The 26,147-nt window shown below is 62.6% G+C and carries 13 protein-coding genes, 2 tRNA genes and 1 pseudogene; 4 read left to right on the top strand and 12 right to left on the bottom strand.

Translation table 11 applies throughout. The annotated features are described in order from the left end of the window. Positions 1-149: 149 nt before the first annotated feature. The 4 genes from BcFMB_RS03910 to dapE form a co-directional block, all read right to left on the bottom strand. Positions 150-4,742 (bottom strand): SpaA isopeptide-forming pilin-related protein, encoded by a 4,593-nt coding sequence (locus tag BcFMB_RS03910; RefSeq protein ID WP_099721107.1) that lies wholly within the window; start codon positions 4,740-4,742, stop codon positions 150-152. A 988-nt stretch (positions 4,743-5,730) separates the two neighbouring features. Further along, entirely contained in the window at positions 5,731-6,696 is a 966-nt protein-coding gene (locus BcFMB_RS03905; protein ID WP_157775075.1) for a hypothetical protein, read from the bottom strand. Positions 6,697-7,051: 355 nt separating this feature from the next. Continuing rightward, positions 7,052-10,009 (bottom strand): Rne/Rng family ribonuclease, encoded by a 2,958-nt coding sequence (locus BcFMB_RS03900; RefSeq protein WP_232513877.1) that lies wholly within the window; start codon positions 10,007-10,009, stop codon positions 7,052-7,054. 858 nt (positions 10,010-10,867) lie between these two features. Beyond that, positions 10,868-12,139, bottom strand: coding sequence for a succinyl-diaminopimelate desuccinylase (gene dapE, locus BcFMB_RS03895; RefSeq protein WP_099721104.1), 1,272 nt, complete (start codon positions 12,137-12,139; stop codon positions 10,868-10,870). A 909-nt stretch (positions 12,140-13,048) separates the two neighbouring features. Here dapE and BcFMB_RS03890 point away from each other — a divergent pair. After that, positions 13,049-13,993 (top strand): AEC family transporter, encoded by a 945-nt coding sequence (locus BcFMB_RS03890; protein WP_099721103.1) that lies wholly within the window; start codon positions 13,049-13,051, stop codon positions 13,991-13,993. A gap of 325 nt (positions 13,994-14,318) precedes the next feature. Here the strand turns inward: BcFMB_RS03890 and BcFMB_RS03885 are convergent, their stop codons facing one another. The 8 genes and pseudogenes from BcFMB_RS03885 to BcFMB_RS03850 form a co-directional block, all read right to left on the bottom strand. After that, complete coding sequence (locus tag BcFMB_RS03885) at positions 14,319-14,504, bottom strand: hypothetical protein (RefSeq protein ID WP_099721102.1); 186 nt, start codon at positions 14,502-14,504, stop codon at positions 14,319-14,321. A 193-nt stretch (positions 14,505-14,697) separates the two neighbouring features. Further along, positions 14,698-16,404 carry an FtsX-like permease family protein gene (locus BcFMB_RS03880; RefSeq protein WP_232513876.1) on the bottom strand — a complete coding sequence of 569 codons (1,707 nt, stop codon included), beginning with the start codon at positions 16,402-16,404 and terminating at the stop codon, positions 14,698-14,700. A 248-nt stretch (positions 16,405-16,652) separates the two neighbouring features. Then, positions 16,653-17,297: pseudogene (locus BcFMB_RS03875) on the bottom strand (ABC transporter ATP-binding protein); the annotation flags it as partial. 747 nt (positions 17,298-18,044) lie between these two features. Beyond that, a complete protein-coding gene (locus BcFMB_RS03870) occupies positions 18,045-18,743 on the bottom strand; it encodes a ribonuclease HII (protein ID WP_029675521.1) in 699 nt (232 codons plus the stop codon). Between the two features lie 325 nt (positions 18,744-19,068). Then, positions 19,069-19,809, bottom strand: coding sequence for a signal peptidase I (gene lepB / locus BcFMB_RS03865; RefSeq protein WP_418215004.1), 741 nt, complete (start codon positions 19,807-19,809; stop codon positions 19,069-19,071). Positions 19,810-20,073: 264 nt separating this feature from the next. After that, entirely contained in the window at positions 20,074-20,439 is a 366-nt protein-coding gene (gene rplS, locus BcFMB_RS03860; RefSeq protein WP_024541066.1) for a 50S ribosomal protein L19, read from the bottom strand. Positions 20,440-21,341: 902 nt separating this feature from the next. Further along, positions 21,342-23,039 carry a glucose-6-phosphate isomerase gene (pgi, locus tag BcFMB_RS03855; protein ID WP_024541067.1) on the bottom strand — a complete coding sequence of 566 codons (1,698 nt, stop codon included), beginning with the start codon at positions 23,037-23,039 and terminating at the stop codon, positions 21,342-21,344. 225 nt (positions 23,040-23,264) lie between these two features. Further along, positions 23,265-24,476 carry a mannose-1-phosphate guanylyltransferase gene (locus tag BcFMB_RS03850; RefSeq protein WP_024541068.1) on the bottom strand — a complete coding sequence of 404 codons (1,212 nt, stop codon included), beginning with the start codon at positions 24,474-24,476 and terminating at the stop codon, positions 23,265-23,267. Positions 24,477-24,725: 249 nt separating this feature from the next. Between BcFMB_RS03850 and BcFMB_RS03845 the strand changes: the two genes are divergently transcribed. The 3 genes from BcFMB_RS03845 (at position 24,726) to BcFMB_RS03835 (ending at position 26,048) form a co-directional block, all read left to right on the top strand. After that, positions 24,726-24,801, top strand: a tRNA-Thr gene (locus BcFMB_RS03845). A gap of 95 nt (positions 24,802-24,896) precedes the next feature. Continuing rightward, positions 24,897-24,977 (top strand) — tRNA-Leu (locus tag BcFMB_RS03840). Between the two features lie 60 nt (positions 24,978-25,037). After that, on the top strand, positions 25,038-26,048 hold the full coding sequence (locus BcFMB_RS03835; RefSeq protein ID WP_099721101.1) for an AEC family transporter: 1,011 nt from the start codon (positions 25,038-25,040) through the stop codon (positions 26,046-26,048). Positions 26,049-26,147 lie beyond the last annotated feature (99 nt).

Here is a 26,147-nt window from a genome sequence, read left to right as displayed (position 1 = left end):
GTAAATTTTACAAATCAGATGATTCATAAAATCTTTTTTACTTCCCCCCGGCAAAGAATCGGATGATTCAAGCAAGGGAGGGGCCGCCGATAGCGATAACCGACGTTGACGGCCCCAAATCTTTAATTGTTCATCATTGACTATGTTGCTTAGACGCGTTTCCGCATCGCTATCGCATAGCCTAGCATCGATATCGCTGTGAGCGCAAACCCGAACATCACAATCAGCGTGTTGCCCTCACCGCCCGTAGAAGGCAGCTCAAAGCCCGGCGTGTTCGGAATCTTGTTGCCGTTTTCCGCACCCTGAATGGCGATGTTCTTCTCCACATTGTCTTTGGACACAGTGAACGTGTAGGTCTTGTCGGACGGATAAAAACCATCAGGGGCCTTCGTCTCAACGAGCTCATAGTCTCCCCACTGCAGGTTCTGCATCTGGAATACGCCGGCACTCGGATGATGATCATAAGTCCAAGTCGGCTGATTATCCGGCTTTCCGGGAACGGCACACTGAGCTGGAGTAGTCGCGCAGTCGAGAACCTGATACCACTCAGAGAAGTTTTCTGCAGCCTCAGCCTTGAACCTCACCTTCCATTCGGAGCCCCGAAGGAACTGATTGGCGTTTTCGGAATTAACCTTACTCCAGTTTACACTGCCGGTCTCGCGATAGTTCGGAACGACGTTACCGTTCACAGATTTTTCACTAGTGCCGGTGAAGGAACCGGTCTGCTTGTCCCAGGTATCCAGCGTGCCCTTGTTCCAGGTCACCGCGGTATCCGGAGCCTGCGCACCCAGCTCGAAGTAGTAATAGACGTTCTCCGGAACCTCGTAGCCGGTAGGCGCATACGTCTCAACGAGACGATACTTGCCAGCCGTCAGCTTCTTCAGCGTGAAGCTACCTCCAGTAGGATCCTGGTCATTACCGACGCAGTCAGTTGCAAGTTCGGTATTGCAATCCTCGATCTCGGCAATATTGGTCTCGTAGACACCGTCACCGCCTTCGGTCGCAGCTGCTTTGAACTTCTCAAGACGCCACTTGGTGCCAACAAGTGGACCGTTCTCCGACTCGTTACCTTCGTATCCGGCATCAATCTTGTCCCAGCTGAACTCGGTCGGCACATCGGCGATCCAGCCCATGTCGCCTACAAGGGAAGGCGTCCTACCGCCCGTCCAAGTGACCTTGCCCGTGTCATCGATCGTGAACGTATACTCGGTCGGGTTCAGGTAGTATCCGTCCGGCGCCGTCGTCTCCTTGAGCGTGTAGGTGCCCGCCGGGAGGTTCAGAATCGTGAACTGACCGACGGCGAAGTTGGAATCCTTGTAGGTCGGCTGTTCGGCCGTGGTCCCACGCGCCTGCAGACGCGCCCTGCGGAAGACCTGCAGCGATGCGGCGGCGTCGGCCTCTTCGACGGAAACCGTCGTATTCTGCACGGCAGTCGTCTGAGGTGCCGCAGCGGCACGAGATGTCGGGCAGGTGGGCTTGCCACCCGTAGTGATGGTCTCATAGTTGACCACTACTGCGCTGGAGACGTTGGGGCCCACCGCAAAGTTAGTATTGTTCGTTGCCGTATACAGCTTACTATTCTTGTCCGTAGACTTCGTGAAGTAGAAGCTCACCTTCTTCTTGTCCAAAGAAATCGTGTAGGCATACCAGTCGCCGCAGTACGGCGTCATCTGTACTGGTTCGCTAATCCAAGAGCTTCCATCGACCCCATAGTAAATGTACGGTGTGCCGCTATAACTTACCGTGCTCTTCGGGTTGAAGTAGATGACGGTCGCATTCGGGTCCACCGCCTCATTGACCTTGATGACAACGGACTTCCACTTGCTCCGGTCGCTCTTGCACTTGGCCCAAATGGTCGTCTCTCCGGCTTTAAGCGGCGTAACAACGCCCCTGTCCACAGTCGCAACAGAGGTATCCGTGGATTCCCAAGTGATGCTGTTGTTCAGCGTCGCCGGGGTAGCCGTGGCAGTCAACGTAAGCTTGTTGCCGACGGTTGCGGAAATCTCAGACGGCGCGGTCTGGCCGTTGTACTGCAGCGTCAGTTCCTGCAGCGCGGTTTCCTGAATAGTCAGCGTAACATGCGCCTCAATACGATCGCCGCTGGCGTTGGTGTCGACAGTCGTCGCCGTGATGACGACAGTCTGTCCATTCGTTGGCGTGTGGCGGACAGTGATGTGGCCATCCTGCACCTCGACGGCGTCAGGATCCGAAGAGGACCAGTTGACGTCCTGCGTAGCATCCTCAGGCATGACCTTGGCGGTAAGGTTGAAGGTTTCCCCCTCGGTCACCGTCATCGACTCTCCGACGGCCTGGTTGTCCTTATAGAGGGACACACTTTCCACGGCCTTCGTGTTGTCGGTGATGAGCTGCGACCAGCCGCCTTCACCGGTCTTCGTCAGCGTCCATTCGGAACCGGCAAGACCCTTGTGGGAATTGTCGCCGTCGGCATACTTACCCCACTGGACGCTTCCGCCCTTGCGCGTATTGGCAATACCCTTCGTTCCAGACTCGCCACCGACGACATCGGTCAACTTCCACGAGTTCGAATCTGTGTTTGCAGTACCATCGGTGTTATAGACGGCAATGATGTCCTTATTCGAGACCGAACCCTTTTCCGTCGTTTTGATGACGTAAATCAAGTCAGATTTCACATAGCCTTCCGGCGCCGTCATCTCCTTGATGTAGTAACGAGCGTTCGGCTGCAGCGAGCCCACACGGAACTCGCCGTCCTTGGGATTCCAGTCGCCGGAAGGAATGTCGTTGTCCTTGACGGCCGGATACAGCGCGTTCTCCTCTTTGATCGCGTCCTGAACGCTCTTGTAGACACCCCAAGTGGAGCCACCGAGCAGATTGCCGCTTTCATCGGTCTTGTTCCAAGCAATCGCGGAGCATTCGCTGCGCAGCGAGCCCTTCCACGGGAAGTTGTGACGCTCCTGATCCATATCGATGACCGACGACGACGCGCCTTCACCGATACCGGCAGGAAAATCCACAGCCTTTGTTGGATTGTACATCATGAAGTCCAGACCAACCCAAACACGACCGTTGGTAGTGACATGGTCCTCGAACGAACCGCGCGGCACGAGAATCGAGCCAATCATCGCAGCAGCCGGATCGTCATCCACTACAGCTGCCACATCAGTAGATGAGCCTCCTGTATTCGCCCAACGCAACGCTTGTCCGTTTTTCAGCACACCGCCGCGGATAGTGAGTTTTGGGGTATTTTGGAAATTCCACAAAATAGCCTGCGAAGCCTGATCATACCCCTTCTTTTCCGCTTCGGAAGCACCACGGTAATAGCCATTGCCTATCTCGGTACCATTCCACCAGAAACGCCAACCGTTATGGAATTCTACTTCCTGATCGCCCTTTACATTGACGACCACAGATGCACCCGGCTTAATGTTCTGGAATTTGAAAACCAAACCATTGGCATCCTTGCTATTGAGATCGGATGCATTCACGTTAAATACGATGGTGGAGTTCTGATTGTTCTGACCGCCATCAAATATGATCATCTTCTCTTTATTATTCGCATCGAACGTCATCCTAACGCCAATATAAGGAGAAGTATATGCGCCGCTCGATCCTTCAGCCGGATGGAATTGCCCAGAATTATACTTTTGACGCGTATATCCGTAATTAAGAGCATTCTCTGCGGTCTGATTGACCTGCACACTTGAAGTCTCTGACTGCGGGATTGCGCCCAACGTATCAGATAGTTGCCGAATCGCGGTAGTGTTGTCATGGTAATCATATGTTTCACCGTTCAGCCGAACCTGAGTCAAAGGATTAGGCTGATTCCAACTGACCACACTACTAGAGCTGGTGCTATACAACGACTTAACGACCGACGGAGTGCCAACACTATTATTGCCGTTGTCCACCGTCCATGCGAGATCTGTGCCGTTAGTAAAGAAATTAGTAGGACCGTTATCGAACTTGAAGCCAATCTTTGCTGTAGTGGGGAAAGTATACGCCACCCACTCACTGGTAACGCGGTACATCCGAGGACGGTTATTCCAAACCGTAATATCAGGTCCATTAGGAGCGTACCATGCATGGATAAGCGGCGGCTCCGCTGCGCTATTCTTCAGATAAATGGTTGTACTTTCGACCGGCGCCATCACTGTAGATTCACGACCGGCGATTTTTGCATTGTATTCCGATTCGTCGCTGTTGGCTGTACCAATCCAACCACGTCCCAACTGTCCCCAGCCCAGCACATTAGTGCTCTGGTTTTCGGAATCCGTCAGCGTAATGTTGCTATTACTGCCGCCAGCCACCACGAGAGTGTCGCTGCCCGCAGCCGGGCGATATTGCGCGCCAAAACCAACAATGCCGAAGCGGAAACCTCTTTGGTTCCAGCTGGCCTTGGTCGAGTTGATGGCGAGCTTGCCACCAACAAGCGTCAAGCCTTCAGCTTCCACAGCATAGGATTTGTCTGGCGCTTGCCCTTGGCCAAAAGACGTCTTTCCTTCCGGAGATCCCACATACATGTCTCGGCCAACCCAAGTCGCAATACCATCATCTTTCTTAGCGTCCGAAGTGTTATCGCCCATCGTGATGTCCTGTGGTGTACAAATGGCTCCTTCGACCTCCGGGTCGTCCGCCATCGCCGGCTTCGGCATCAACGCGGGAACGGCGGTGGCGAACATCATCGCTACCGCCGTGAACGCAGCGAGCAGGCGGGGCTTTGCCGATGCGGCCAGCCCTTGGCTGCTCCCGTGCTTCATCCTCATAGGTTCTTTCCCTTTTTGCTCCTACTTCCGGGCCCGGGCGGACCGGAAGGTTCCTCTAAGTTCTCTCGACGTTACCCTTCGGCTGGATGCCGCGGTGATTCTGGCTGCAATCCTTCGCAGTCGCATCCCTCCTCTACCGGTGGCAACGTCTTCGTTCTACATATGTACTGCATTTTACCCGAAGCAGAATATAATGCATGCATCACAGACAAACTAAACCGCTTAAGACGCACTCTTCAAACGTTTGCATCGGCGTTTCGCCGTCGGCCTGAGTCGGGCATCATCCGCGATTGCCGTAGTAGACGCTTCATCCAATCACGTGACCCCTACTACGGCAACCAATCCGATGCTTTTCCGCACACACTTTTCACAATACCTCTCACCCATGGATTCCACGATGCGGCGCATCCCGCCATTGCCGCGCGTCTGCACCGTTTTCAGCAACCAAATCATCCGGCAGCAACCTGCTGTGCCGCTCCTCGTCGGACGAAGACCGCACATCTCCCGCTTCCTGACAACGTGCGCATCCTCCAGTCAATCCGCCACCGATTGCCCCGTCCCAGTCCGCACTCTTCCACACGACTGCCTCCAAGCTCTGGACCTCGGTGGAGCCCCACACCCGATTAGGGGAAGCCGGCCGCTTCGGCGAACTCGACTGCCCCAATCACCCCACCACGATCGCAACAGACCGCCCCAGACCGCCCCAGACCGCCCCAGTAAACGCATCGGCGTCAATCCGTACTCGCCGTGATCGCAACAGACCGCCCCAGCGAACGCTCCGCACGCAATCCGCACCCGGGACGATCGCAAACAGGTTCCTCAGCGAACATCTCCGCATCAATCCGCACCCGCCGTGATCGCAACGTACTGGCCTAGCGAACATCTCGCACGCGGATCTTCCCTACGATGATCGCAAACGCCGCCGGTTGCGATCATGCCGGCCGTAAGACCGCACCGGCATGATCGCTGAGCCGACCTTCAGAGCCCGCTACCGACGTACAGGCACTCCGGCTTCGCACAGCTTCCACCGTAACATCGCCGTATTGTTCAGGTCCTCCATCCGGATGCGCACCACGGTATGGACGCCGGCGTGCTTCAGTCCTTCAACCCGTTCGCGTTCGTCGTCGATGATGCCGCCGAGCGAGCGCCCCTTCGTCATCTGCGGATCGGTGTATTTGACGAGCCCGTCGAGCTCGACGACGATGATTCTGCCGTCATTCGTCAGCCATAGGAAATCCACGCGGTAGGTGCGTCCGGTCTGCGGGTCGACGAACACCACCTGCATCTGCGGCATCGCGAATCCACATTGGATGAATCGGGCCAGCGCCTTCGCCTCGCCGCCGTTCTCGACAAGCGGTGAGGCATATTGGTACACGGCCCGCTCCGCCTTGCCGATCTCGCCGGTATGCGCCGCGCATCCGATGATCGACGTCAGTTCCACACCGTTGTGCAGCACGCAGCACACGACCTGCATCGCAGCGTCGAACGGCAGCATCCGCGCGCAATCGGCCGCCGTTCGCTCCGGCGCCGTCACCTTCACGCCATCCACACGCATGCATGATCCGGCATCCGGATGGATGCGATGCATATGACGGCCGTCTGGACGCCCGTTGCGCACCGTGCACGTCACATCGACCTTGCCGCTTCGCAGCGCTTCCCGTACGGTGTGGTAGTCGATCCACAAGCCGAGTATGCACGCGGCAGCGACGCCGCCGAAGACCCAATCGGAATGAATCTGCGCGAGGCCGCGGACCAGATGGCACATCTGCCCAATCGGCGTCAGCGCCTCCCAGGTCGTGCGCCGTATGAACAATCCGGGCATCGGCGACACGATCTCGCCCGCTCTGCGCCGCCGCATCAACGCCTGCCGCACCCCATCATTGGTGGCGTGCAGGCATCTGCGCGCCGCCTCCGCCTCATCCAACTGCTGCTCCATTGCCGCATGTCTGCGCATGATAGCTCCTTTCCACACATTCCCCCGCACTCCATCGGCGGGATATGAGCCCATACGCTAGCCGCCCATCGCGCGGCACCGCCACCTGTGCCGCCACCTGTGTACGGACGCCCCCGCTATCCACATTTCTTCCCAAGCGAACCGCCCCGCCAAGCGACACCCCCAACCAGTTCGCAAACCGCACCCCGCCCCAGTGAACAGACCAGCCGAAGATGCAGAACGGCCGTGGGCGGCAGCGTCAGCTTCGCCCACGGCCATTCAGCCTACCTATGCACGCGCAGACACGCGCCCACGGTCGCCTTCGCGGACAGCCGCCCGCGAAGGACTAGTGAGGATTAGTGAGAACCAGTGAGAACTAGTCCTTATTCTCCTCGATGTGCTCGATCTGCACCTCCAGATGTTCGGCGTCGTTGAGCGCGTCGTGGATCTCCTCCTCGGCGTTCGTCGCGGCCACAGCGGCTGCCGCGATCTGCGCGAGCTTCTGTTTGACGGCATCGGACGACCCCTGTGGCACCGACGCATGCGCGCCGCGGCCGCCGCTCGAAGAGCCATGTCCGGCGGAACCGCCGTGCGAACCATGCGAACCGGAACCGCCGGCGTGCGCCTCGCTGCCGTGGCCGTGCTTGTTCGTCTTGACGAAGGGGTCGCCGCCCTTGAGCGCATACGGGTCGTCGTAGTCGCTGGAGATCGTCGGTTCGTCGTGCACGATGAAGCCGCGCCCCTTGCATGTCGGGCATTCCTCGGAGAACGCCTCGACGAGTCCCTGACCGATGCGCTTGCGCGTCATCTGCACCAAGCCCAGCGACGTGACCTCGGCCACCTGATGCTTCGTGCGGTCGCGCGCCAGGCACTCGACCAAACGCCGCAGCACGAGGTCGCGGTTCGCCGGCATCACCATGTCCACGTAATCGATCATGACCATGCCGCCGATGTCACGCAGACGCAGCTGCCGTGCGATCTCCTCGCTCGCCTCGAGGTTGCAGCGCGTCACCGTCTCCTCGAGCGACTTGCCACGGCCGATGAACCGGCCGGTGTTCACATCGATCGTCGTCATCGCCTCGGTGCGGTCGATGACGATCGATCCGCCGGACGGCAGGTACACCTGACGTTCCATGCCCTTGCGCAGCTGCGAATCGATCTGCCACTTGTCGAACACGTCCTTGCCTTCGTGCTCGGCCGGATCCCACTTCTCCAGCTTTGCGCTCAGATCGGGCGCCATTGTATCCAGATACTGTTCGATGCGCTCATAGACGCTGTCGCCTTCGACGATCATCTTGCGGAAGTCGTCGTTGAAGATGTCGCGCACGACGCGGATCGCCATGTCCGGCTCGCCCTGCAACAGCTTCGGACGCTTGCCGTGGCGGAATTCCTCGAACTTCGTCTGGATCTGCTCCCACTGATGCGTGAGCTGTTCCATGTCCTTGACGATCGCCTCTTCGGTGGCGCCCTCCGCGGCCGTGCGGATGATGACGCCCATGTCCTTCGGCGCGACCTTCGACACAATCGACTTCAGGCGGCTGCGCTCACGGCTGCTCAGCTTGCGGCTGACGCCGGTCATGCCGCCCAACGGCACGAGCACGAGGAAGCGGCCGGCGAGCGTCACCTGACTCGTCAGACGCGCGCCCTTATGGCCGATTGGATCCTTCGTCACCTGCACAAGCACCGGATCGCCGGAGCGGAACGCGAGTTCGATGCGCCGCGGCTGCCCTTCGAGACGTGTCGTGTCCCAGTTGACCTCGCCCGCGTACAGCACGCCGTTGCGCGCCTGGCCGATGTCGACGAAGGCCGCCTCCATGCTCGGCAGCACGTTCTGCACACGGCCGATGTAGATGTTGCCGACCGTCGCGACCTCCTGGATGTCGGAGACGTAATGCTCGACGAGCACGTTGTCCTCGAGCACCGAGATCTGCGTATGGCGTTCGCGCTGACGCACGACCATCAGTCGGTCGACGTTTTCGCGGCGGGCGAGGAAGTCCTGCTCGAGCAGCTGGTTCTGCCGGCTGCGCTCGCGACGGTTGTCACGACGACGCTGCTTCTTCGCCTCGAGACGCGTGGAGCCTTCGACGTCGGTGATCTCGTCGATGTACTGCTGCTTGCGCGAGCGGTGCGTCGTCGTCTCCTCTTCGGCGTTCTTGCCGCCACGGCGACGGCGGCGACGACGCGTGACCGTCGTCTCCTCGTCTTCCTCGTTGTTCTCTTCGTTGTCCTTGTCGGCGTTCTTGTCGTTCGACTTCGTCGGCTCGGCGTCGGACTCCTGCGAGCGGCGACGGCGACGGCGACGCGTGCGCATCGACGTCTCCTCCTCCTCGTCCTCGTCCTCGCCGTGCTCGTCGTTCGCCTTCTTCTTCGCGTTGCGCGCGATCGCGTCGTCGATTGGCGCATACGTGATGTCGTCGAGCACGAGGTCCTCTTCGATCTGCTCGACTTCGGCCGCCGCGCGACGCTCCTGCGCGTTGAGACGACGGTTCGATCTGCGCGAACGGCGGCGCGTCGACGTCGTCTCCTCTTCGCCGTCGGGGTAGTCGCGAACGGTCGTCTCCTCGCTCGTCTCGGTCACGTCGTCGGCGTCGGACGACTCATGCGCGGCCGATGCACGACGCGAACGGCGGCGGCTGCGCGGCGCCGGCTCCTCGTCATCGTCCTGCGACTTCGCGCGGCGCGAGCGACGCGACGTCGTCGGCTCCTCATCGTCCTCGTCGGCGGCGGACGACGCGCGACGCGAACGGCGGCGCGGCGCGGACTCGTTCTCATCGTCGGAGGCGGAGGCACGACGGCGACGGCTGCGCGGCGCCGGCTCCTCGTCATCGTCATCAGCGCCGTTGCGGCGGGAGCGGCGGTCGTCGTCCTCGTCGCCCGGCAGCGGGATGACGGGCTCCTGGAACAGCAGCGACGTCATCGGACGCGAGGCGCGGCGGTGCGACGTGCGGCCGGATTCGCGATTGGCGTCACGGTCGGCATTGTCGACGACGTCGTCGAGCGCGTCGACGACGTCGGCTGCGGAACGGCTGCGCGACGACGACGTCGCACGCGTACGGCGACGCTTCGGTTCGCCATCAGCGGAATCCTTGTCGTCCTTCGACGACGTGATCGCCGCGGCCGGCTTCGACGCGGGCAATGCGGGCACGCTCGGCTCGCGGAACAGCGGCGCGTGCTCCTCCACCTTGAGCTCGACGGAGGCGTTCGCGGCGCCGGCGTCACGCACGACACGGCGGCCGCGACGACGCGGCGCCGGCTGCGCGGCAACGTTTTCGGGGGTCTTCTCTGTAGATGCGGAAGTTTCGTTCGCGACGAAACCATCAGTCAAATCGGGCACTATGCTCCTAACGGCGCGCCATGCTGCAATCACGGCGCAGACGTCCTGGCCCCATGCGTTCTCACGCCATACTCTCACTATGGCCGCGCGAGTCGCGCACGCTGGTGGCAATCCAAAAGTCGATTCAAGCGAAGGCGGACACCGGCGCTCGCGGTTTACGATCCCGTTCTTCCGGGTTCAACGCGAGGGGATCAACGCCATCGGTTGTTGGGCGATTTTTGCAGAAAACCGCCACGTCTCAGTATGACATAACTCATGGTCGAATGTGCGACGGCGTGGGCGGATGTGCGCGGCGGCGGTTCGCGGACCCCGCGTCCCGGAACGTCGACGGGGCCGATGAAACCGGCCGCAAACCGGGCCTTTAGCGTCCCGCCCCATCGAACCAGCCGACAGAACGGGACGCAAACCTCCCCACCCGCGTCCCGACCTGTCGAACCAGCCGACGAACCCACCCGCGAATCAGCCTGTTAGCGTCCCAACTCATCGAACCGGCCGACGAAACGGGACGCAGCGTCCCGAACCATCGAGCCGGCCGACGAAACGGGACGCAAACTTCCCCGCCCGCGTCCCAACCCATCGAACCAGCCGACGAACCCACCCGCAGCGTCCCGAACCATCCGGTCGGACGACGGAACCGGACGGAAACCACCTGCTCCGCGTCCCAATCCATCGAGATCCACGACGAAACGGGACGGAAACAGCCTCCCAGCGTCCCAGAACGTCGACGCGGTCGACGGAACCGGACGGAAACAGGCCCCACAGCATCCCAATCCGTCGGCGCGGCCGACGAATCGGGACGGAAACAGGTGGTTTTGCGGGTTGGGATATCGACTGCACCGACGAAACGGGACGCGCGAGTCAGTTCAGCCAGTCGGTGAGGATGCCGGCCATGAGCGTGAGGTCGGTTTCGGGCAGCTGCTCGTCATGCTTGTGCGCCAACAGCGGACTGCCGGCGCCCAGATTCACGGCGGGGATGCCGAGTTGCGAGAAACGCGCCACATCGGTCCAACCGAGCTTCGCCAGCGGCTCACGGCCGGTACGCTCACGCACAAGCGCGACAAGCGACTGCACGAGCGGATCGTCCATGCCGGGACGCGCGGACGGCGACTCGTCCTTCATCTCGATGCCGAAACCCGCGAACACGCCGCCGGTCGCGACATGCTCGCCGTTGCCGAGTTCGGCGCCGCAATCGGCCCCCATCATCAATGCCTTCGCCTGTGGCAGCGTCTTGTCCGGAGCGAAACGGTAGTTCACATGGACACGGCATTCGCCGGGGATGACGTTCGTGCCGTTGCCGCCGGAGATCAGCGTCGCGTTGAGACCCTCCTGATACGTCAGGTCATCCACGTCGACCGCCTTGTTCTCATAGGCGTTCAACCGGTTGAGGATTTCGGCGGCCTTGTGGATCGCGTTGTCGCCCATCCACGCGCGCGCCGAATGCGCGGCCACGCCGTGCGCGACGACGTCGAAACGCATCGTGCCGTTGCAGCCGCCCTCGATGCCGCAGTCGGTGGGTTCGCCGATGATCGCGAAATCGCCGGTAATCCAGTCGGGATGCGCCTCGACGACCTTGCGCAGGCCGTTCTTCTCGGCGGCGACTTCCTCATGGTCGTAGAAAACGAAGGTCAGGTCGTACTTCGGGTCGGTCAATGTGGCCGCAAGGAACAGCAGCACGGCGTCGGAACCCTTCATGTCGGTCGCGCCGCGCCCCCACAGCACACGTTCGCCCGGATGGGCGGCGGCGACGTCCCCGCGGATCAGCGGATCGCCCGGTTCGAGCCACAACGGCGGGAAGTTGTCGATGACCGGCACCGTGTCCAGATGTCCGGCGAGCACGACGCGATGCTCCTTGCCGAAGTCCGTGGTCGCGACGAGCGTATCGCCGTGGCGGCGCACCGTCAGATGCGGCTGCGCGCGCAGGAACTCCTCGACCATATCGGTGAGCGGGCCTTCGTCATCACTCACCGAATACACGCTCATCACCTGCGCCATCAGATCGTTGAGGTTCCGCTGGTCGCCCGCGGACGGGTCGATAGCGATGGAGGACGCCGGAGGAATCGGAGTCGCGGTGGTGGAGGAGGCGGGCGACGTGTTGGAGGCGGAAGCAATAGGTGCGGAGTTAGCAGTCATTGAAATCTCCAGATACAGAACGATTCATAGTCGGTTTGCTCGCACATATCGTAACAGCTGGGTCAGCGACACGGTCGGCGCGACCGCAGTGCGGGCATACGGGCGGCGACACAGCGCGCCGGGTCTTCTGGCGTCCGCGATTGCCGGCGGCGGCGACGGAACGGGACGGAATCAGGTCCCTTCGCGTCCCGAACCGTCGACGCACACGACAAATCGGGACGCTACGGGACGGTTCATCGACACGGCCGATGGAACCACCCGCGGAACCGCCCGTTAGCGTCCCGGTTCATCGACAGCACCGACGGAACGGGACGGAAACAGACTCCCCAGCGTCCCGAAACATGGACGCGTGCGACGGATCGGGACGCAATCAGGCTCCCCAGCGGGACGGAACGTCGACGCGCACGACGGAGCGGGACGCTACGGGACGGAACATCGACACGGTCGACGAAACCACCCGCGAACCAGCCACTTCGCGTCCCGGCTCATCGGCGGCTCTGATGGAACGGGACGCAAACAGGCCCGTTTGCGGGACGGAACATCAACATGCCCGACGGAACGGGACGCTACGGGACGGTTCATCGACACAACCGATGGAACGGGACGGAAACAGTCCCCTTCGCGGGACGGAACATCGACACGACCGACGGAACCACCCGCGGAACGGCCCCTTAGCGTCCCGGCTCATCGACAGCACCGACGCTACGGGACGGTTCATCGACACGGCCGATGAGTCAGGACGCGAGCGCGCGCCCGTTTTGAAACAAATGACGCGCGATGTGGGAGGGAGGTGACACACTGAGTTGGGCATACGAGCATACGAGCATACGAGCATACGAGCATACGAGCATACGAAGCACAACAAAGCACAGCAAGGCACAAACGGAAACACACGAGTAAAGGAGCGTCATGGCGGGCTTGATCAGCGCGATGGAAGGTTTCTGCGTCATCGGCATCGTGATCGCGGTCGGCTATGTCGCCGCGCGCATGCAGATCGGCGGCCCGCAGGCGCAGTACGTGCTCAACCGCTTGAGCTTCTTCGTCGCGAGCCCCTGCCTGATGTTCGATATCCTCGCCGACGAGAAGCTGGGCGAGATCTTCCATCCATCGATTTTCGTCGCGTTCTTCTCGGCGCTCGCGGTGGGCGTCATCTTCCTGATCCTCAACGCGTGCTTCTTCCATCTGAAGGCGCCCGACGCCACGATCGGCGTGCTCAACTCGCTCTACCTGAACTCGAACAACATCGGTCTGCCGATCGCCACCTACATCCTCGGCAACCCGGCGCTTGTCGCACCGATTCTCGTCATGCAGCAGGCCGTGTTCACGCCGATCGGCCTGACCGTGCTCGATGCGACGACGAAGGGCAAGGTCTCGGCGAAGACGATCCTCAAGCAGCCGCTGCATCAGCCGCTGCTCATCGGCACGATGCTCGGCATTCTCGTCTCGCTGCTCAACGCGAAGTTCGGTTTTGCAATCGTGCCGGACTACATCCGCAACCCGATCAGCATGATCGGCGCGTCGGCGGTCCCGATGATCCTGATGGCGTTCGGCATGTCGCTGCACGGCACGAAACCGATGCAGAACAAGAGCAACCGTCCGGCGATCGTCACCGTCGCCGTGCTGAAGAACGTCGTGATGCCGATCATCGCATTTCTGCTCGCCTACTTCGTGATGGGCTTCCGCGGCCCGGTGCTATACGCGTGCGTCGTGCTCGCCGCGCTGCCGACCGGCCAGAACGTCTACAATTACGCGGCCCGTTACAGCGTGGGTCTCACCTTCGCGCGCGACGGCATCCTCGTCTCGACTGTGACGAGTCCGATCTTCATCGCGATCATCGCCGCGATCCTGAGCTGACAGCGGAGCGGCGTGCCGATACGCGCGTACTTGCGCGATCCTCGGCATGGAACCACGATTGGCGGCCGCGTCTTCCACGGCGTGGGGCCGGAAGGCCTCAGTACGGCCGACGCCACCGGTCATGCCCACGCGTTGTTCCGCAGCGGAAGCCGGAAGATCCCCATCCGAACCGACCATTCCGGAAAGTCTGCATTGAGGCCCCGAGGAGCATGAATGCGGGTCTTACGCAACTATCTCGGCTGAGGAGGAGCATTTTCTCCGAATAGGCCGAGTATCAAGCGGCAAAACGGCATGGCGCAGTGCCTTCGGACGCCGATACTCGTGACTAGCCGAGAAAATGCTCCTCCTCAGCCGAGATAGTCCCGCCGAAGCCGCAGATAGCGTCGCCAACGCCGTCACGATTCCCGTCAACATCGATCCAGCCCTGCCGAAGCAGACTAGAAGTGCCGATTTTCTCCTTGAGCGCATGCGGCTCGAGCCCGGACCGCCATGCAACAGCAATGTTCGCCATCTTCCATACCCGTCGGCCTCCATTTCCACAAATGACAGCACCCCAGTGATCACGGACGGCTGCCAGCCGGCAGGACAGCGGTCACGCGGAGTCGTCGCCGTGCCGTATCCGGTTGCCCATCGCCGCAATGCCGGCAGCCCCACGGCCGCGTCCACCTCCGACCATTCCGCATCGGTGGGGCGCGTCCCCGTCGTCAGTCGTCGCGGCGACGGCTGACCGTATCGAGACGCGTCGCTGTCCGGTTCGCGCACACGGCGCCGACGCTGACGAGCGCATAGCACAGCGCGATGCCGAGCGCGAACCGCAGCAGCACCGCTGGCTCGGTAAGCGCGGAGCCGAGCAGCGGCAGCATCAGGAACATCGAACATCCGGCCGCCACGATGATGACGGTGTTGAGCGGCGTGAGCACTTCGCTGAATCGCGCACGGCGCAACGTGCGCGCGTCGGTGCCTTCGAGGATGAGCATGTGGTATTCGTCCGCCTGGTCGTACACGCTCGCCGACTGCATGATGCCCGAGCTGACGGCGGCGAGCACGGCCGCGAACAGGAGCGTGAGCGTGCCGCCGAGCGCGATGTCGTGCATCATCATCAGCGATTCGGGATCCGCGTCATCGCCGGCGCCAAGTATGCCGCACACCGACGTGACGCCGGCGATGAACACGGCGAGCGCAATGCCGGAGACGTTGCGCCATGCGCGTTTCGGATTGTCGAGTATTCTGCGCATCGCGATCATGACGGCCGCGTTCTTCGGATGGCGGGCGCGTGTCTTCGCGACGGCTGTCACAATCCACGAACCGATGAGGTTGAGCAGCATGAAGCAGCCGCCGATGATGCCGAACACGATCGCATAGACGACGATCATGCCGGCCTGCGCGAACATTTGCAGACTGTTGAGCACGACGAATCCGCCGATGGGTACGACGACGAAGACGATGGCGCGCCACCCGCTCGGCATCGCCGACCCCTGCCGTGCGCTGACGCCGAGCGGCGTGATCGCGACGCGGCGCAACGTGAGCAATGCGGAGACGAGCGCGAGCAATGCGACGCCGACGACGGTGCCGACAAGCGCATATGGGCCGACCCACAGCTGTGCAAAGCCAAACCGTCGGTTTTCGAAGGTGAGCGTCATGATGAGCGGCATGATCGCGAAGTAGCCGACGACGCCGATGAGTGCGCCGAGCACCGCCTGGCTGACCGCTTCAAGGGCCGTCAACCGTGTGACCTGCGCCGTCGTCGCGCCGATGAGCCGCAGCGCCGCGAGACGTTCGTCGCGTCGGGTCGCCGCCAATCTGGCCGCCGAACCGGCGAGCGTCGTGAACGGGACGATGAGCAGCACGCACGCGAAGATCGCAAGCGTGACGTAGAACTCGCCGTTGGCGCTCACGTTGTCATGCGATGCGCAGCGCGCGGCGTCGAACATGCAGGCCACCGTATGGTCGGGCGACGCGCGCCAGATGAAGCCGTGCAGACCGCCGAGCACGGTGAGGAAGATCGCGGTCGCGGCGGCGAAGGCGATGACGGCGAGCATGCCGGTGAAGTCGCCGCCGCGACGTCCCGCGCGCACCGGCTGTGTGGTGGCGGACGACGTGGGCTGTGCGAACGTGTGCGCTGCGGATGTATCAGCTGCCGGCGTAGTCGTCGGTTGCATATCCGCTGCAGCCGCGACCGTGGCGTCGGTGATCGCATCCGTGACCGCTCGCGATGCGTCCGCAGTCTTCGGCAATGCCATGTCCGACGTCGACGCCGCCATCGCCGCGACCATGTTCGACGTCGGCACAACCACCGCAGGCTGTGCGTTTGATTGCGCGTCCGACTGCGCGTCGCGCTGCACGGTGTGCAGCGACCGCGCGATGGCGGCCGGACTGCGGTGGAACAGTCTCCAGAGGGCAAACGTGTTCATCGTGCGACTCCTTGCGAAGGATTGCGCGAATGGTCAACCATTGCGGGCATCGTCGCGCCGCCGACAGCGCCGCCTCGCGGATCGGCTCCATGCACGAAGTCACGCGCGCGGGCGTCGGCACGCTGTGAAACAGCCGTGCGGGCGCCGGCACCGTATTCCATGCCCCGGCCCCTTCCCCTGTCCCTTCCCCTGTCCCTTCCCCTGTACGGCGAATTGCCCATCCGCTGGTTCGCCGCGTCGAGTACGATGCCGTCGCGCATGTGGACGGTGCGTCCGCAGAAGGCGGCGATGTTCGGGTCGTGCGTGACGAGCACGACGGCGGCGTTGTTCGCGGCCGCCGCCTCCATCAGCAGCTGCATGACGTCATGCCCGGTGTTCTGGTCGAGCGCGCCGGTCGGTTCGTCGGCGAAGATGATCGCCGGGTTCACGCACAGCGCACGCGCAATCGCGACGCGCTGCATCTGGCCGCCGCTCATCTCGCCGGGCCGGCTGAACATCAGATGGCGCAGACCGATGCGATCGAGCCAGGAAAGCGCACGGTCGGTGGCCTCGCGATACGGCATGCCGGACAGCATCAGCGGCAGCGCAACGTTCTCGACGGCTGGCAGCTCCGGCAGCAGCTGTCCCGATTGGAAGACGAATCCGAAGGCCTGACGGCGCAAACGTGTGCGTTCGGCCTCGCTGATGCGATCGATGTCGGCGCCGCGGAATATCACACGGCCGATTGTCGGCTTCGTGATGCCGGCGAGCACGTGCAGCAGCGTCGACTTGCCCGAGCCCGACGGTCCCATGATCGCCACGCGCTCGCCTTCGCCGACGAGAAAATTCGCATGGTTGAGCGCCGGCGGCTGCCCCGGCTGGATTGTGCTGTGCGACGTCGCGTTGTAGTCCATGACGAGGTCGATGCCGTGCAGCACCGGCGTCGGCGCTCCTTGTTGCGTGCGTACGGCGCGCGCCGGGTTCACCGCCGGCGGATTATTCGTGCTGCTTTGCTGTGACGGATTCTGTGCGTTCATAGTTGCCACGGTATGCCCGCTTCTGCGGCGCGACCATCATGCATCGGGATGACTTCGTCTTCGGTCCCGCGCATTCGTCAGCCTTAAGGATGACGCATACGATTGCATCCCGCCCGCGAGCGCCGCGCGCGACTGCACGTACACCATGCGCTGACAACAAGTAAACCGCACAGCTGACAACAAGTAAACTATGCACTGAAACAAGACATGCTTTTTTGTGGACTATCGCTGTAGTTTCATCCCCACGCGTATCCCCCACATGTGGACCATCGGCGCCTTCCCCTGCGATTGCGGCACACCCACACGTTTCTCTCACTCCTGCGCAAAAGCCCGGAATTCCGACCATCTGCGCGGATCAGACTCACCAACCAACATGACATCCATCATCGTGCCCGCATGTGCACACCCGTATCCACTACCAATGTGGACTATCGCTGTACTTTTGTGGACTATCGGCGCCTTTCCACACCGCATGTGGACAGTCGCCTCGCTTTCCCCACATGCGCATCCACATATGTGGACTATCGGCACTTTCCTCCGCTCACGGCGTGCGCGGCACGCACGGCGTCCGCACTGCGCATATCGCGCATACGGTGTGCATGCCATGCACACCGTCCGCATCGCTCATGTCAGATTCCAGCTGACACGATGCAGATCGCTCGGACCATATTCGGCGATCGCCACACGATGCGCCTTCGATCCGTAGCCCTTGTTGTGCGCCCATCCGTAGCGCGCATAGTCGGGGTTCTCCGCGAGCGCAACCATGAGCCGGTCACGCGTCACCTTCGCGAGCACGGCCGCGGCGGCGACCGAACAGCACCGCTGATCGCCTTTGACCTGGGTGATGACGTGTGCAGGCACCGGCACGAGCGGCGCCTCGAAGGTGCCAAGTGCCTTCGTGATGTAGTCGTTCGGCCCGTCGAGGATCGCACCGACGCGCGCATCACCGTGTCCATCGATGCCGAGTGCGCGCTCGACCTCATCGAGTGCGCGCAGTGCGGCCACACCGAGCGCGTGCGAGATGCCCCACTCGTCGATCTCCTGATTCGTCGCCGAACCGATGGCATACGCGTCCACCCATGTCTGCAGCGGTTCGTACAGCGCTTCGCGACGATGTTCGGTGAGCATCTTCGAATCCGCCAGATACTGCGGCACCGTCTGCTGCGCACGGTCGAGATCGGCGGCGCGGAACGCTGCGGCGCCGACCATGGCCGGTCCGGCGAGCGACCCTCGTCCCACTTCGTCGAATCCGACGATGACATCGCATCCATCCGCCGCGATACGTCTCTCGAGCTCAAACGTCGGCACTGCGGAAATGCTCATCCCATCCTCTTTTCTGATCGTTGTTCCGTTCGCCCGATGTTCCAGCCGCCACATTGCACGACCGTCCAGTGCAGCCGCCGCGCGCATCACTTTCACTCTACGCGACCGCCGTCGCGACCGCACGCATCACGCAGTCGGCCGGCATCATCACTGCACGCATCCACGCACCCACGCCGCATAGTCGCCCTGCATCACCGTGCGAGACCGCCTGCATCATCACCGCATGCGACACTCCATGCAATCGTTGCCATGACCGCGCCGTCACAACCGCCGCGCGCAGCCATTCGCCGTGGTTGTCATCACTCGTCGTGATTCACGTGAAACGTCAGTTCTTCGCTTCGCGGAACGGCACATCGGCGAAGACATCGTGATGCGCGCTCAGCCAACCGAGCCGGTTGAGCGGCCAGTAGCGCGCGAAGGCAACGCCGACGATGTCGCTGATCGGCACGAGTCCACTGTCGCCGTCGTTCTGATGGTATCGGGAATCCGCGGAATTCGAACGATTGTCGCCCATCACGAACACATGGCCCGGCTTGACGGTCACTTTGAACGGGAAGGCGCTCGGCTCGGTGCCCGGCTTGATGTACGACGATTCGTCGATGGCGACGCCGTTGATGACGACGGGCGCTCCGTTGCCGTCGCATTCGACGATGTCGCCCGGCAGGCCGATGAGTCGCTTGATGAGATAATCACTCGAGAACGTGTTCTGTTCGTCGGCGAGCCAGTTCGCGGGATCCTTGAAGACAACGATGTCACCTCGCTTGAGCTTGGTGACACGCGGCACGAGCTTCGTCGTCACGACGCGGTCGCCGGGAAGGATCGTGTCTTCCATCGACCTCGACGGAATGACGTACATGCCGAACAGGAACACGCGCAGCAGCACGACGATCGCGATCGGCAGCGCGCACCACAGCAGGAAATCGCGCACCGTGAACTTCGCGTCCGGCTTCGGCTGGTTGGCATGCCGCGCGCTGTACACGTCGTCGCGGCCGGCGCCGCCCTGCGTCTGCATGGATGCGCCTTCGCCACCCATCCGGCTGTCCTCGGCTGACGAATCGTTGCGCATGGATCTCCTGACTGTTGGCTGCCGTGCTCCCCGCATCCGCACAACGAACGCGCGGCTACGCTGTACGCCATTGTATGACATCGCTGGCATAACGGACGCCCGCATGCACAAGCTCGTCACATTCGGCCACGGACGGAATCTTCAATGCATCATCGACATGTCACCGACAGCGAACGATACGAAAAGAGGATCCGCGGAACACGGATCCTCTGACGACTATGCACACGCGCGATCGTCACTGCAGGATGACGTGCGCGGCCGCACTCACTTGGCGGAGTTGTCGCGGCGCTCGACGATGCGGGCGGCCTTACCGCGCAGGTTGCGCAGGTAGTAGAGCTTCGCGCGGCGCACGCGGCCACGACGGACGACCTTGATCGAGTCGATCGCCGGGGAGTGCAGCGGGAAGCGACGCTCAACGCCGGTGCCGAAGCTGATCTTGCGGACGATGAAGGTCTCGCGCACGCCCGAACCCTGACGGCCGATCACCACGCCGGTGAAGGTCTGGATACGGGAGTTGTTGCCTTCCTTGATCTTCACGTTCACGTCGACGGTGTCGCCCGGACGGAACGCCGGGATCTCGTCGGCCGGCTTCATGTGCTTGGCGTCGAATGCCTCAATAGCGTTAACCATGATGTTCCTCGCTCGCTGCCGCATATCAGCGCAGTGGTTGGGGCGGTCGTCTTCTGGACGCCGCCAGATTTTCGCGGACCGCTGCGGCCCGCGCTGCCGATCCGCCGAAAGTCACGTTCGGCTGGACCCGAAGATGCGCGGGGTTATGCGGCACCCCATGCATCGACACAACGTTCGGTATTGTACACACGGCCATGAACACAACCATGAGCAGCTTCGCGCGGCGATCGTTCCATCCCTATATGCGGCAGTTGGTGATTGAGGTCAATCACCAACTGCGATTTACAACCGTCGTGACGGCAGTATTTGAGTAAGTCCACCTATAAATTGCCATCAACGGCTGCCATCACGGCAATATTCAGGTGAGACCACACACAAACGGCCATCCCCCATCACCCCAACGGCATTCTGTGGGTGGCACACTCACAGGATGCCGTCCACAGCCGACGAGATGGCATTCTGTGGGTAAGGTCACCCATAAAGTACCATCCGCAGCCGCTACGGCGGCATTCTGTAGGTGAGGCCACCAAAAAAGCGCCATCCACGGCCGCCGAGACGGCATTCTGTGGGTAAGGCCACCAAAAAAGCGCCACCCGCAGCCGCCGAGACGGCATAATTTGGGTAAGTCGCCTACACACTGCCGGCTACAGCCGCATAGGCACAATAAACAGCAAAAGGGTGCACAGCCCGCAGCGGGGCCATGCACCCTATGTATGGATCACGGCTATCTCGGCGGCAACTACCTGACAGCAGACGCCGCCGCAGCAACCGCAACCGCTATCCAGCAGCAACAGCTACCTAAACGGCAGCAGCTAGCAGTAACAGCCGCAACAGCGTCAGCCACCAGCAATGACAGCCGCAGTCGCTAGCCGCACCAGCTGCCGCCGAGAAACCGCCGAGAATCAGAACTCGCGGACCTTGCGGTAGAAGTTGATCAGGCTGCGCGTGGACGCGTCCTGCGCGGCGAGCGCCTCGTCGTTCTGCGAGATCGCCGGCGTGATCTCCTTCGCGAGCTGCTTGCCGAGCTCGACGCCCCACTGGTCGTAGGAATCGAGGCCCCAGACGGTGCCCTCGACGAAGGTGATGTGCTCGTAGAGCGCGATCAGCTCGCCGAGCGCGAACGGATCGAGGCGGACGCCCATGATCGACGTCGTCGGACGGTTGCCGGTGAACACGCGGGCCGGGACGATGTCCTCCGGTGTGCCCTCGGCGCGCACTTCGTCGGCGGTCTTGCCGAAGGCGAGCGCCTTCGTCTGCGCGAAGTAGTTGCCGAGCAGCAGCTCGTGCATGTCCTGGTCGCCGTCCTTGAGCGGGTTCGGCGTGTTCGCGAACGCGATGAAGTCGGCCGGGATCAGCTGCGTGCCCTGGTGGATCAGCTGGAAGAACGCGTGCTGGCCGTTCGTGCCCGGCTCGCCCCAGAAGATCTCGCCGGTCTCGGTCGTCACCGGGGTGCCGTCCCAGCGCACGGACTTGCCGTTGGATTCCATCGTCAGCTGCTGCAGGTACGCCGGGAAGCGGTGCAGGTACTGGTCGTACGGGAGCACCGCGTGCGAGGCGACCTTGAAGAAGTTGCGGTACCAGACGTTGAGCATGCCCATGAGCACGACGACGTTCTTCTCGAACGGCGTGTTCTTGAAGTACTCGTCGATCTGGTGGAAGCCGTTGAGGAACTCCTCGAAGCGGGCCGGTCCGAAGACGATGGCCAGCGTCAGGCCGACGGCGGAATCGACGGAGTAGCGGCCGCCGACCCAATCCCAGAAGCCGAAGGCGTTCTTCGGGTCGATGCCGAATTCCTTGACGCGCTCGAGGTTCGTCGAGACGGCGACGAAGTGCTTCTCGACGGCGTCGGCCTTGGCCTCGCCGGTGCCGTCGATGGCGCCGGAGGCCTGCAGCTCCTCGAGGAGCCACGCACGCGCCTCACGCGCGTTCGTCAGCGTCTCGAGCGTGCCGAAGGTCTTGGAGACGACGACGAAGAGCGTCGTCTCCGGGTCGAGGTCGCGCGTCTTCTCGGCGATGTCGTTCGGGTCGATGTTGGAGACATAGCGCGCCTTGATGCCGGCGTCGGCGAACGGCTTGAGCGCTTCGTACGCCATGACGGGGCCCAGGTCGGAACCGCCGATGCCGATGTTGACGACGGTCTCGATCTCCTTGCCGGTGACGCCCTTCCATTCGCCGGAACGGACCTTGTCGGCGAAGGCGTACATGCGGTCGAGGGTCTCACGGACGTCCTTGACGGTGTCCTGGCCGTCGACGATGTACTTGCCCTCGTCCTCGGCCGGGCGGCGCAGCGCGGTGTGCAGCACGGCACGGTCCTCGGTGTTGTTGATGTGCACGCCGGTGTACATCTGTTCGGTGCGCTCGGCAAGCTTGACTTCCTTGGCGAGTTCGGCGAACAGCTGCAGCGTCTCCGGCTTGATCAGGTTCTTGGAAAGATCGAAATGCAGCGTGCCCGCGTCGAAGGACAGCGCATCCACACGGTTCTCGTCCTCGGCGAACCACTTCTTGAGGTCGACCCCTTCGGTCTGCATGTCGTCATAGTGGCGCTGCAGCTTGGCCCACGCCTCGGTTTGGGTGGCGTCGACTGGAGGATTGATTGCCATTGTTGGTCCTTTCATCATCATCTTCTGCAAAGCGCGCGTGCTGCGATGGCGCCGTCCGCGCCGCCGTCAGTCGGCATACGTTTGCAACGCTTCACAGAACACACACACTACTCACGAAATAAGACAGTGCCGCACGTCGCGCCGGGCGCGATGTGCGACCTCTCATTGCTTAACGACGTTAACCGAAAACGGCGGAACGTCGCCGCCGCCACACGCGCGCGGCGGCTACAGCAGCTCGTCCGCACCCGATTCCGCCAGATGCTTGACCATCGCCTTGACCTCCTGGCTGCGAGCGCGCGGCGCGACGAGCAGCGCGTCGGCGGTGTCGACGACGACCATGTCGTTGACGCCGAGCAGCGCGATCGTGCGGCCGCCGCCGGCGACGATGACGTCACCGGCCGAGTCGAGCGTCGAGACGTCGTCGAGCGAGCCGAGCACCTTGTTGTTGCGTTCGTCGACGCTCGGCAGCAGCGCGGCGACCGAATTGAAGTCGCCGATGTCATCCCATCCGAAGTCGCCGGGGATCATCGCGACGCCGCCTTCGACGGACAATGGTTCAGCGACGGCGTAGTCGAAGGCGATCTTCTCGATCGACGGCCAGTGCTTCGCCATCGCCGCATCGCGATGCGCGCGGAAGTCCTCACGGTGCACGCTCTCGCGCGGGTTCTCGCCCTGCGCGCGCGCCGTCTCGACGGCCGCCTCGTAGGCGCGGTCGTCGTCGACGATCGCGTCGGCGATCGCGTCGATCGCGCGCGCAAGCCGCGGCTTCTCCTTGTGCAGATGGTCCATCAGCACGCTCGCGCGCATGACGAACATGCCGGCGTTCCAACGGTATTCGCCTGTCGACAGATACGCCTGCGCGGTGACGGCGTTCGGCTTCTCGACGAAGCGTTCGACGAGCGTCGCGTCGGGCGCGTCGGGAATCTGCGCGGCGAGCGAACCGCCTTCGTGGATGTAGCCGAAGGCCGTCGACGGGCGCGACGCGGCAATGCCGATCGTCGTGACGTAGCCGACGCGCGCGGTCTGCACGGCCTGGCGCACCGCCTCGATGAACGCGAGCTTGCCGCGGATGACGTGGTCGGCGGCGAAGGATCCGACGATGATGTCGTCGCCGTGGCGGCGCATCAGCACGGCCGTCGCGAGCGCGATCGCCGCCGTCGAATCGCGCGGCGACGGCTCGGCGAAGATATGCTCGGCGCTGAGCTCCGGCAGTTGTTCGCGCACGGCGGCGACGTGGCGCTCGCCGGTGCTCACGCACACATGGTCGATGCCGCAGATCGCGGCGAGACGGTCGAAGGTCGTCTGGATGAGCGTGCGCCCCTGACCGAGCAGGTCGAAGAGGAACTTCGGCTTGCTTTCGCGGCTCAACGGCCACAGCCTCGTGCCGGTGCCGCCTGCGGGGATGATGGCGTAGAAATCGTCGAATCCGTTACTCATGCCGTTCATCTTACACAGTCGCGCAGGTCGCGCGAACGCGTGACGCCTTGCAACGCCTCGCCTCGCGCGGCCTCGCGCATCGCCTCACGCGGTGCCTCCTCGCCGTCCGCCCCCCCACAAAAACCCCACGACCATCCCGACGATTTCCCCGCCGGCCACACCGTCCGTGACACGCGCGACACGCGCGACACGCGCGTATTGCGCAATCGCCCGGCATCGACTATACTCACCATCTTGTGCACTAAGCACGCCACTTTAGCTCAGTCGGTAGAGCGGCTCACTCGTAATGAGCAGGTCGACAGTTCGATTCTGTCAAGTGGCTCCACTGCCCTAGGCTACACGGCCTAGGGTTTTTGTTTTCCGATCACTCGCGCGCCATCTGCACCGCGGGACGGCCGGAAGACGAAACGGTGCAGTGACGCGCGAGTGGCGTAATTGGTAGCCGCGCAGGATTTAGGTTCCTGTGTCTTCGACGTGTGGGTTCGAGTCCCATCTCGCGCACGCGGACCACCCATCCGTCCCTTTCGCGTATCCATCCGCCCATCCGCGACCGAGGCCACCATGCTCACGCTGCTCCAGCCCATCTCCCTGCTGTGCATCATCGTCGTCGGCTATCTGTTCAAGCGTCGTGGCCTGTTCGGCCCGCGCGACTACCGCATCATCCAGGTCGTGCTGTTCGACCTTGTCCTTCCCGGCTCGATCGTCTACTCGTTCGCGAGGAACCCGCACGACCTGTCGCTGCTGTGGCTGTCCGCCTACGGCTTCGTCGTCGCGCTGATCCCGGTCGTCGTCATCTATCTGGCGACGTCGCGCCACCCGATCGCGTCCCGCGCGTTCCTGATGCTCAACGCCTCCGGCCTGAACATCGGCTGCTTCTGCTTCCCGGTCGTGCAGGCCTTCCTCGGTTCCGCCGCCGTCGTGCCGGCCGCGATGTTCGACATCGGCAACTGCATCATGGTGGCCGCCGGCACGAACGTGATGACGCAGACGCTGCTGCACATCCGCCCCGGGCGCACGCTCGCCGAGCAGGGCGCCGGCGACACGCCGACGCTGCCGTATGAGAAGCCGACCGACCCCGACGCCAGACGCCTCGCGCGCCGTTCGCTGCGCCGCACGATCCTCAAGGGCTTCGTCGGCTCCGTCCCCTTCGATGTCTACGTCGTCATGATCGTGCTGACGGCGATCGGCGTGACGTTGCCCGTCTGGTTCGCCGACCTGTTCGCGCCGCTGGCGAATGCGAACGCCTCCGTCGCGATGCTGATGGTCGGCATGCTGATGGACGTGCCCTCCGACCGACGCGACGTCCTCGCCGTGCTGCGCGTCATCGCCTGGCGACTGCCCTTCGGCCTGCTGTTCGCGGCCGCCGCGTGGTTCCTGCTGCCCTTCGACCCGATGATCCGCGAGGCGACGATGATGTGCTGCCTCGCGCCGATCGCCGTGTTCTCGACGTTGTTCACCGACGAGGTGCTCGGCAACGCGAGGCTCGCCGGCTTCTCGCTCGCCGTGACCGCCGCCATCAGCATCCTGCTGATGACCGGCGCCCACATGCTGATCGCCGCCGGAATGCTGTGAGATCATGTGCGGATATGTGCCGACATGTGCGGCCTGACATGCATGCGGCGCCGCAGCGCCCTGGCGTACAGGCCCGGCGCCCCCATCTGCGCTGAGGGA

Origin of the sequence: Bifidobacterium choerinum (genome assembly GCF_002761235.1) — a bacterium.
Classification (GTDB): Bacteria; Actinomycetota; Actinomycetes; order Actinomycetales; family Bifidobacteriaceae; genus Bifidobacterium; species Bifidobacterium choerinum.
This window is presented reverse-complemented; position numbering and strand designations above follow the sequence as displayed.

Excerpts from the sequence above, each read along its gene's own strand:
- lepB (WP_418215004.1), bottom strand. The coding sequence starts at position 19,809 with ATGCGCAACGATTCGTCAGCCGAGGACAGCCGGATGGGTGGCGAAGGC.
- pgi (WP_024541067.1), bottom strand. The coding sequence starts at position 23,039 with ATGGCAATCAATCCTCCAGTCGACGCCACCCAAACCGAGGCGTGGGCC.
- BcFMB_RS03880 (WP_232513876.1), bottom strand. The coding sequence starts at position 16,404 with ATGAACACGTTTGCCCTCTGGAGACTGTTCCACCGCAGTCCGGCCGCC.
- rplS (WP_024541066.1), bottom strand. The coding sequence starts at position 20,439 with ATGGTTAACGCTATTGAGGCATTCGACGCCAAGCACATGAAGCCGGCC.
- BcFMB_RS03910 (WP_099721107.1), bottom strand. The coding sequence starts at position 4,742 with ATGAGGATGAAGCACGGGAGCAGCCAAGGGCTGGCCGCATCGGCAAAG.
- BcFMB_RS03850 (WP_024541068.1), bottom strand. The coding sequence starts at position 24,476 with ATGAGTAACGGATTCGACGATTTCTACGCCATCATCCCCGCAGGCGGC.
- BcFMB_RS03885 (WP_099721102.1), bottom strand. The coding sequence starts at position 14,504 with ATGGCGAACATTGCTGTTGCATGGCGGTCCGGGCTCGAGCCGCATGCG.
- BcFMB_RS03905 (WP_157775075.1), bottom strand. The coding sequence starts at position 6,696 with ATGCGCAGACATGCGGCAATGGAGCAGCAGTTGGATGAGGCGGAGGCG.
- dapE (WP_099721104.1), bottom strand. The coding sequence starts at position 12,139 with ATGACTGCTAACTCCGCACCTATTGCTTCCGCCTCCAACACGTCGCCC.
- BcFMB_RS03870 (WP_029675521.1), bottom strand. The coding sequence starts at position 18,743 with ATGAGCATTTCCGCAGTGCCGACGTTTGAGCTCGAGAGACGTATCGCG.
- BcFMB_RS03890 (WP_099721103.1), top strand. The coding sequence starts at position 13,049 with ATGGCGGGCTTGATCAGCGCGATGGAAGGTTTCTGCGTCATCGGCATC.
- BcFMB_RS03835 (WP_099721101.1), top strand. The coding sequence starts at position 25,038 with ATGCTCACGCTGCTCCAGCCCATCTCCCTGCTGTGCATCATCGTCGTC.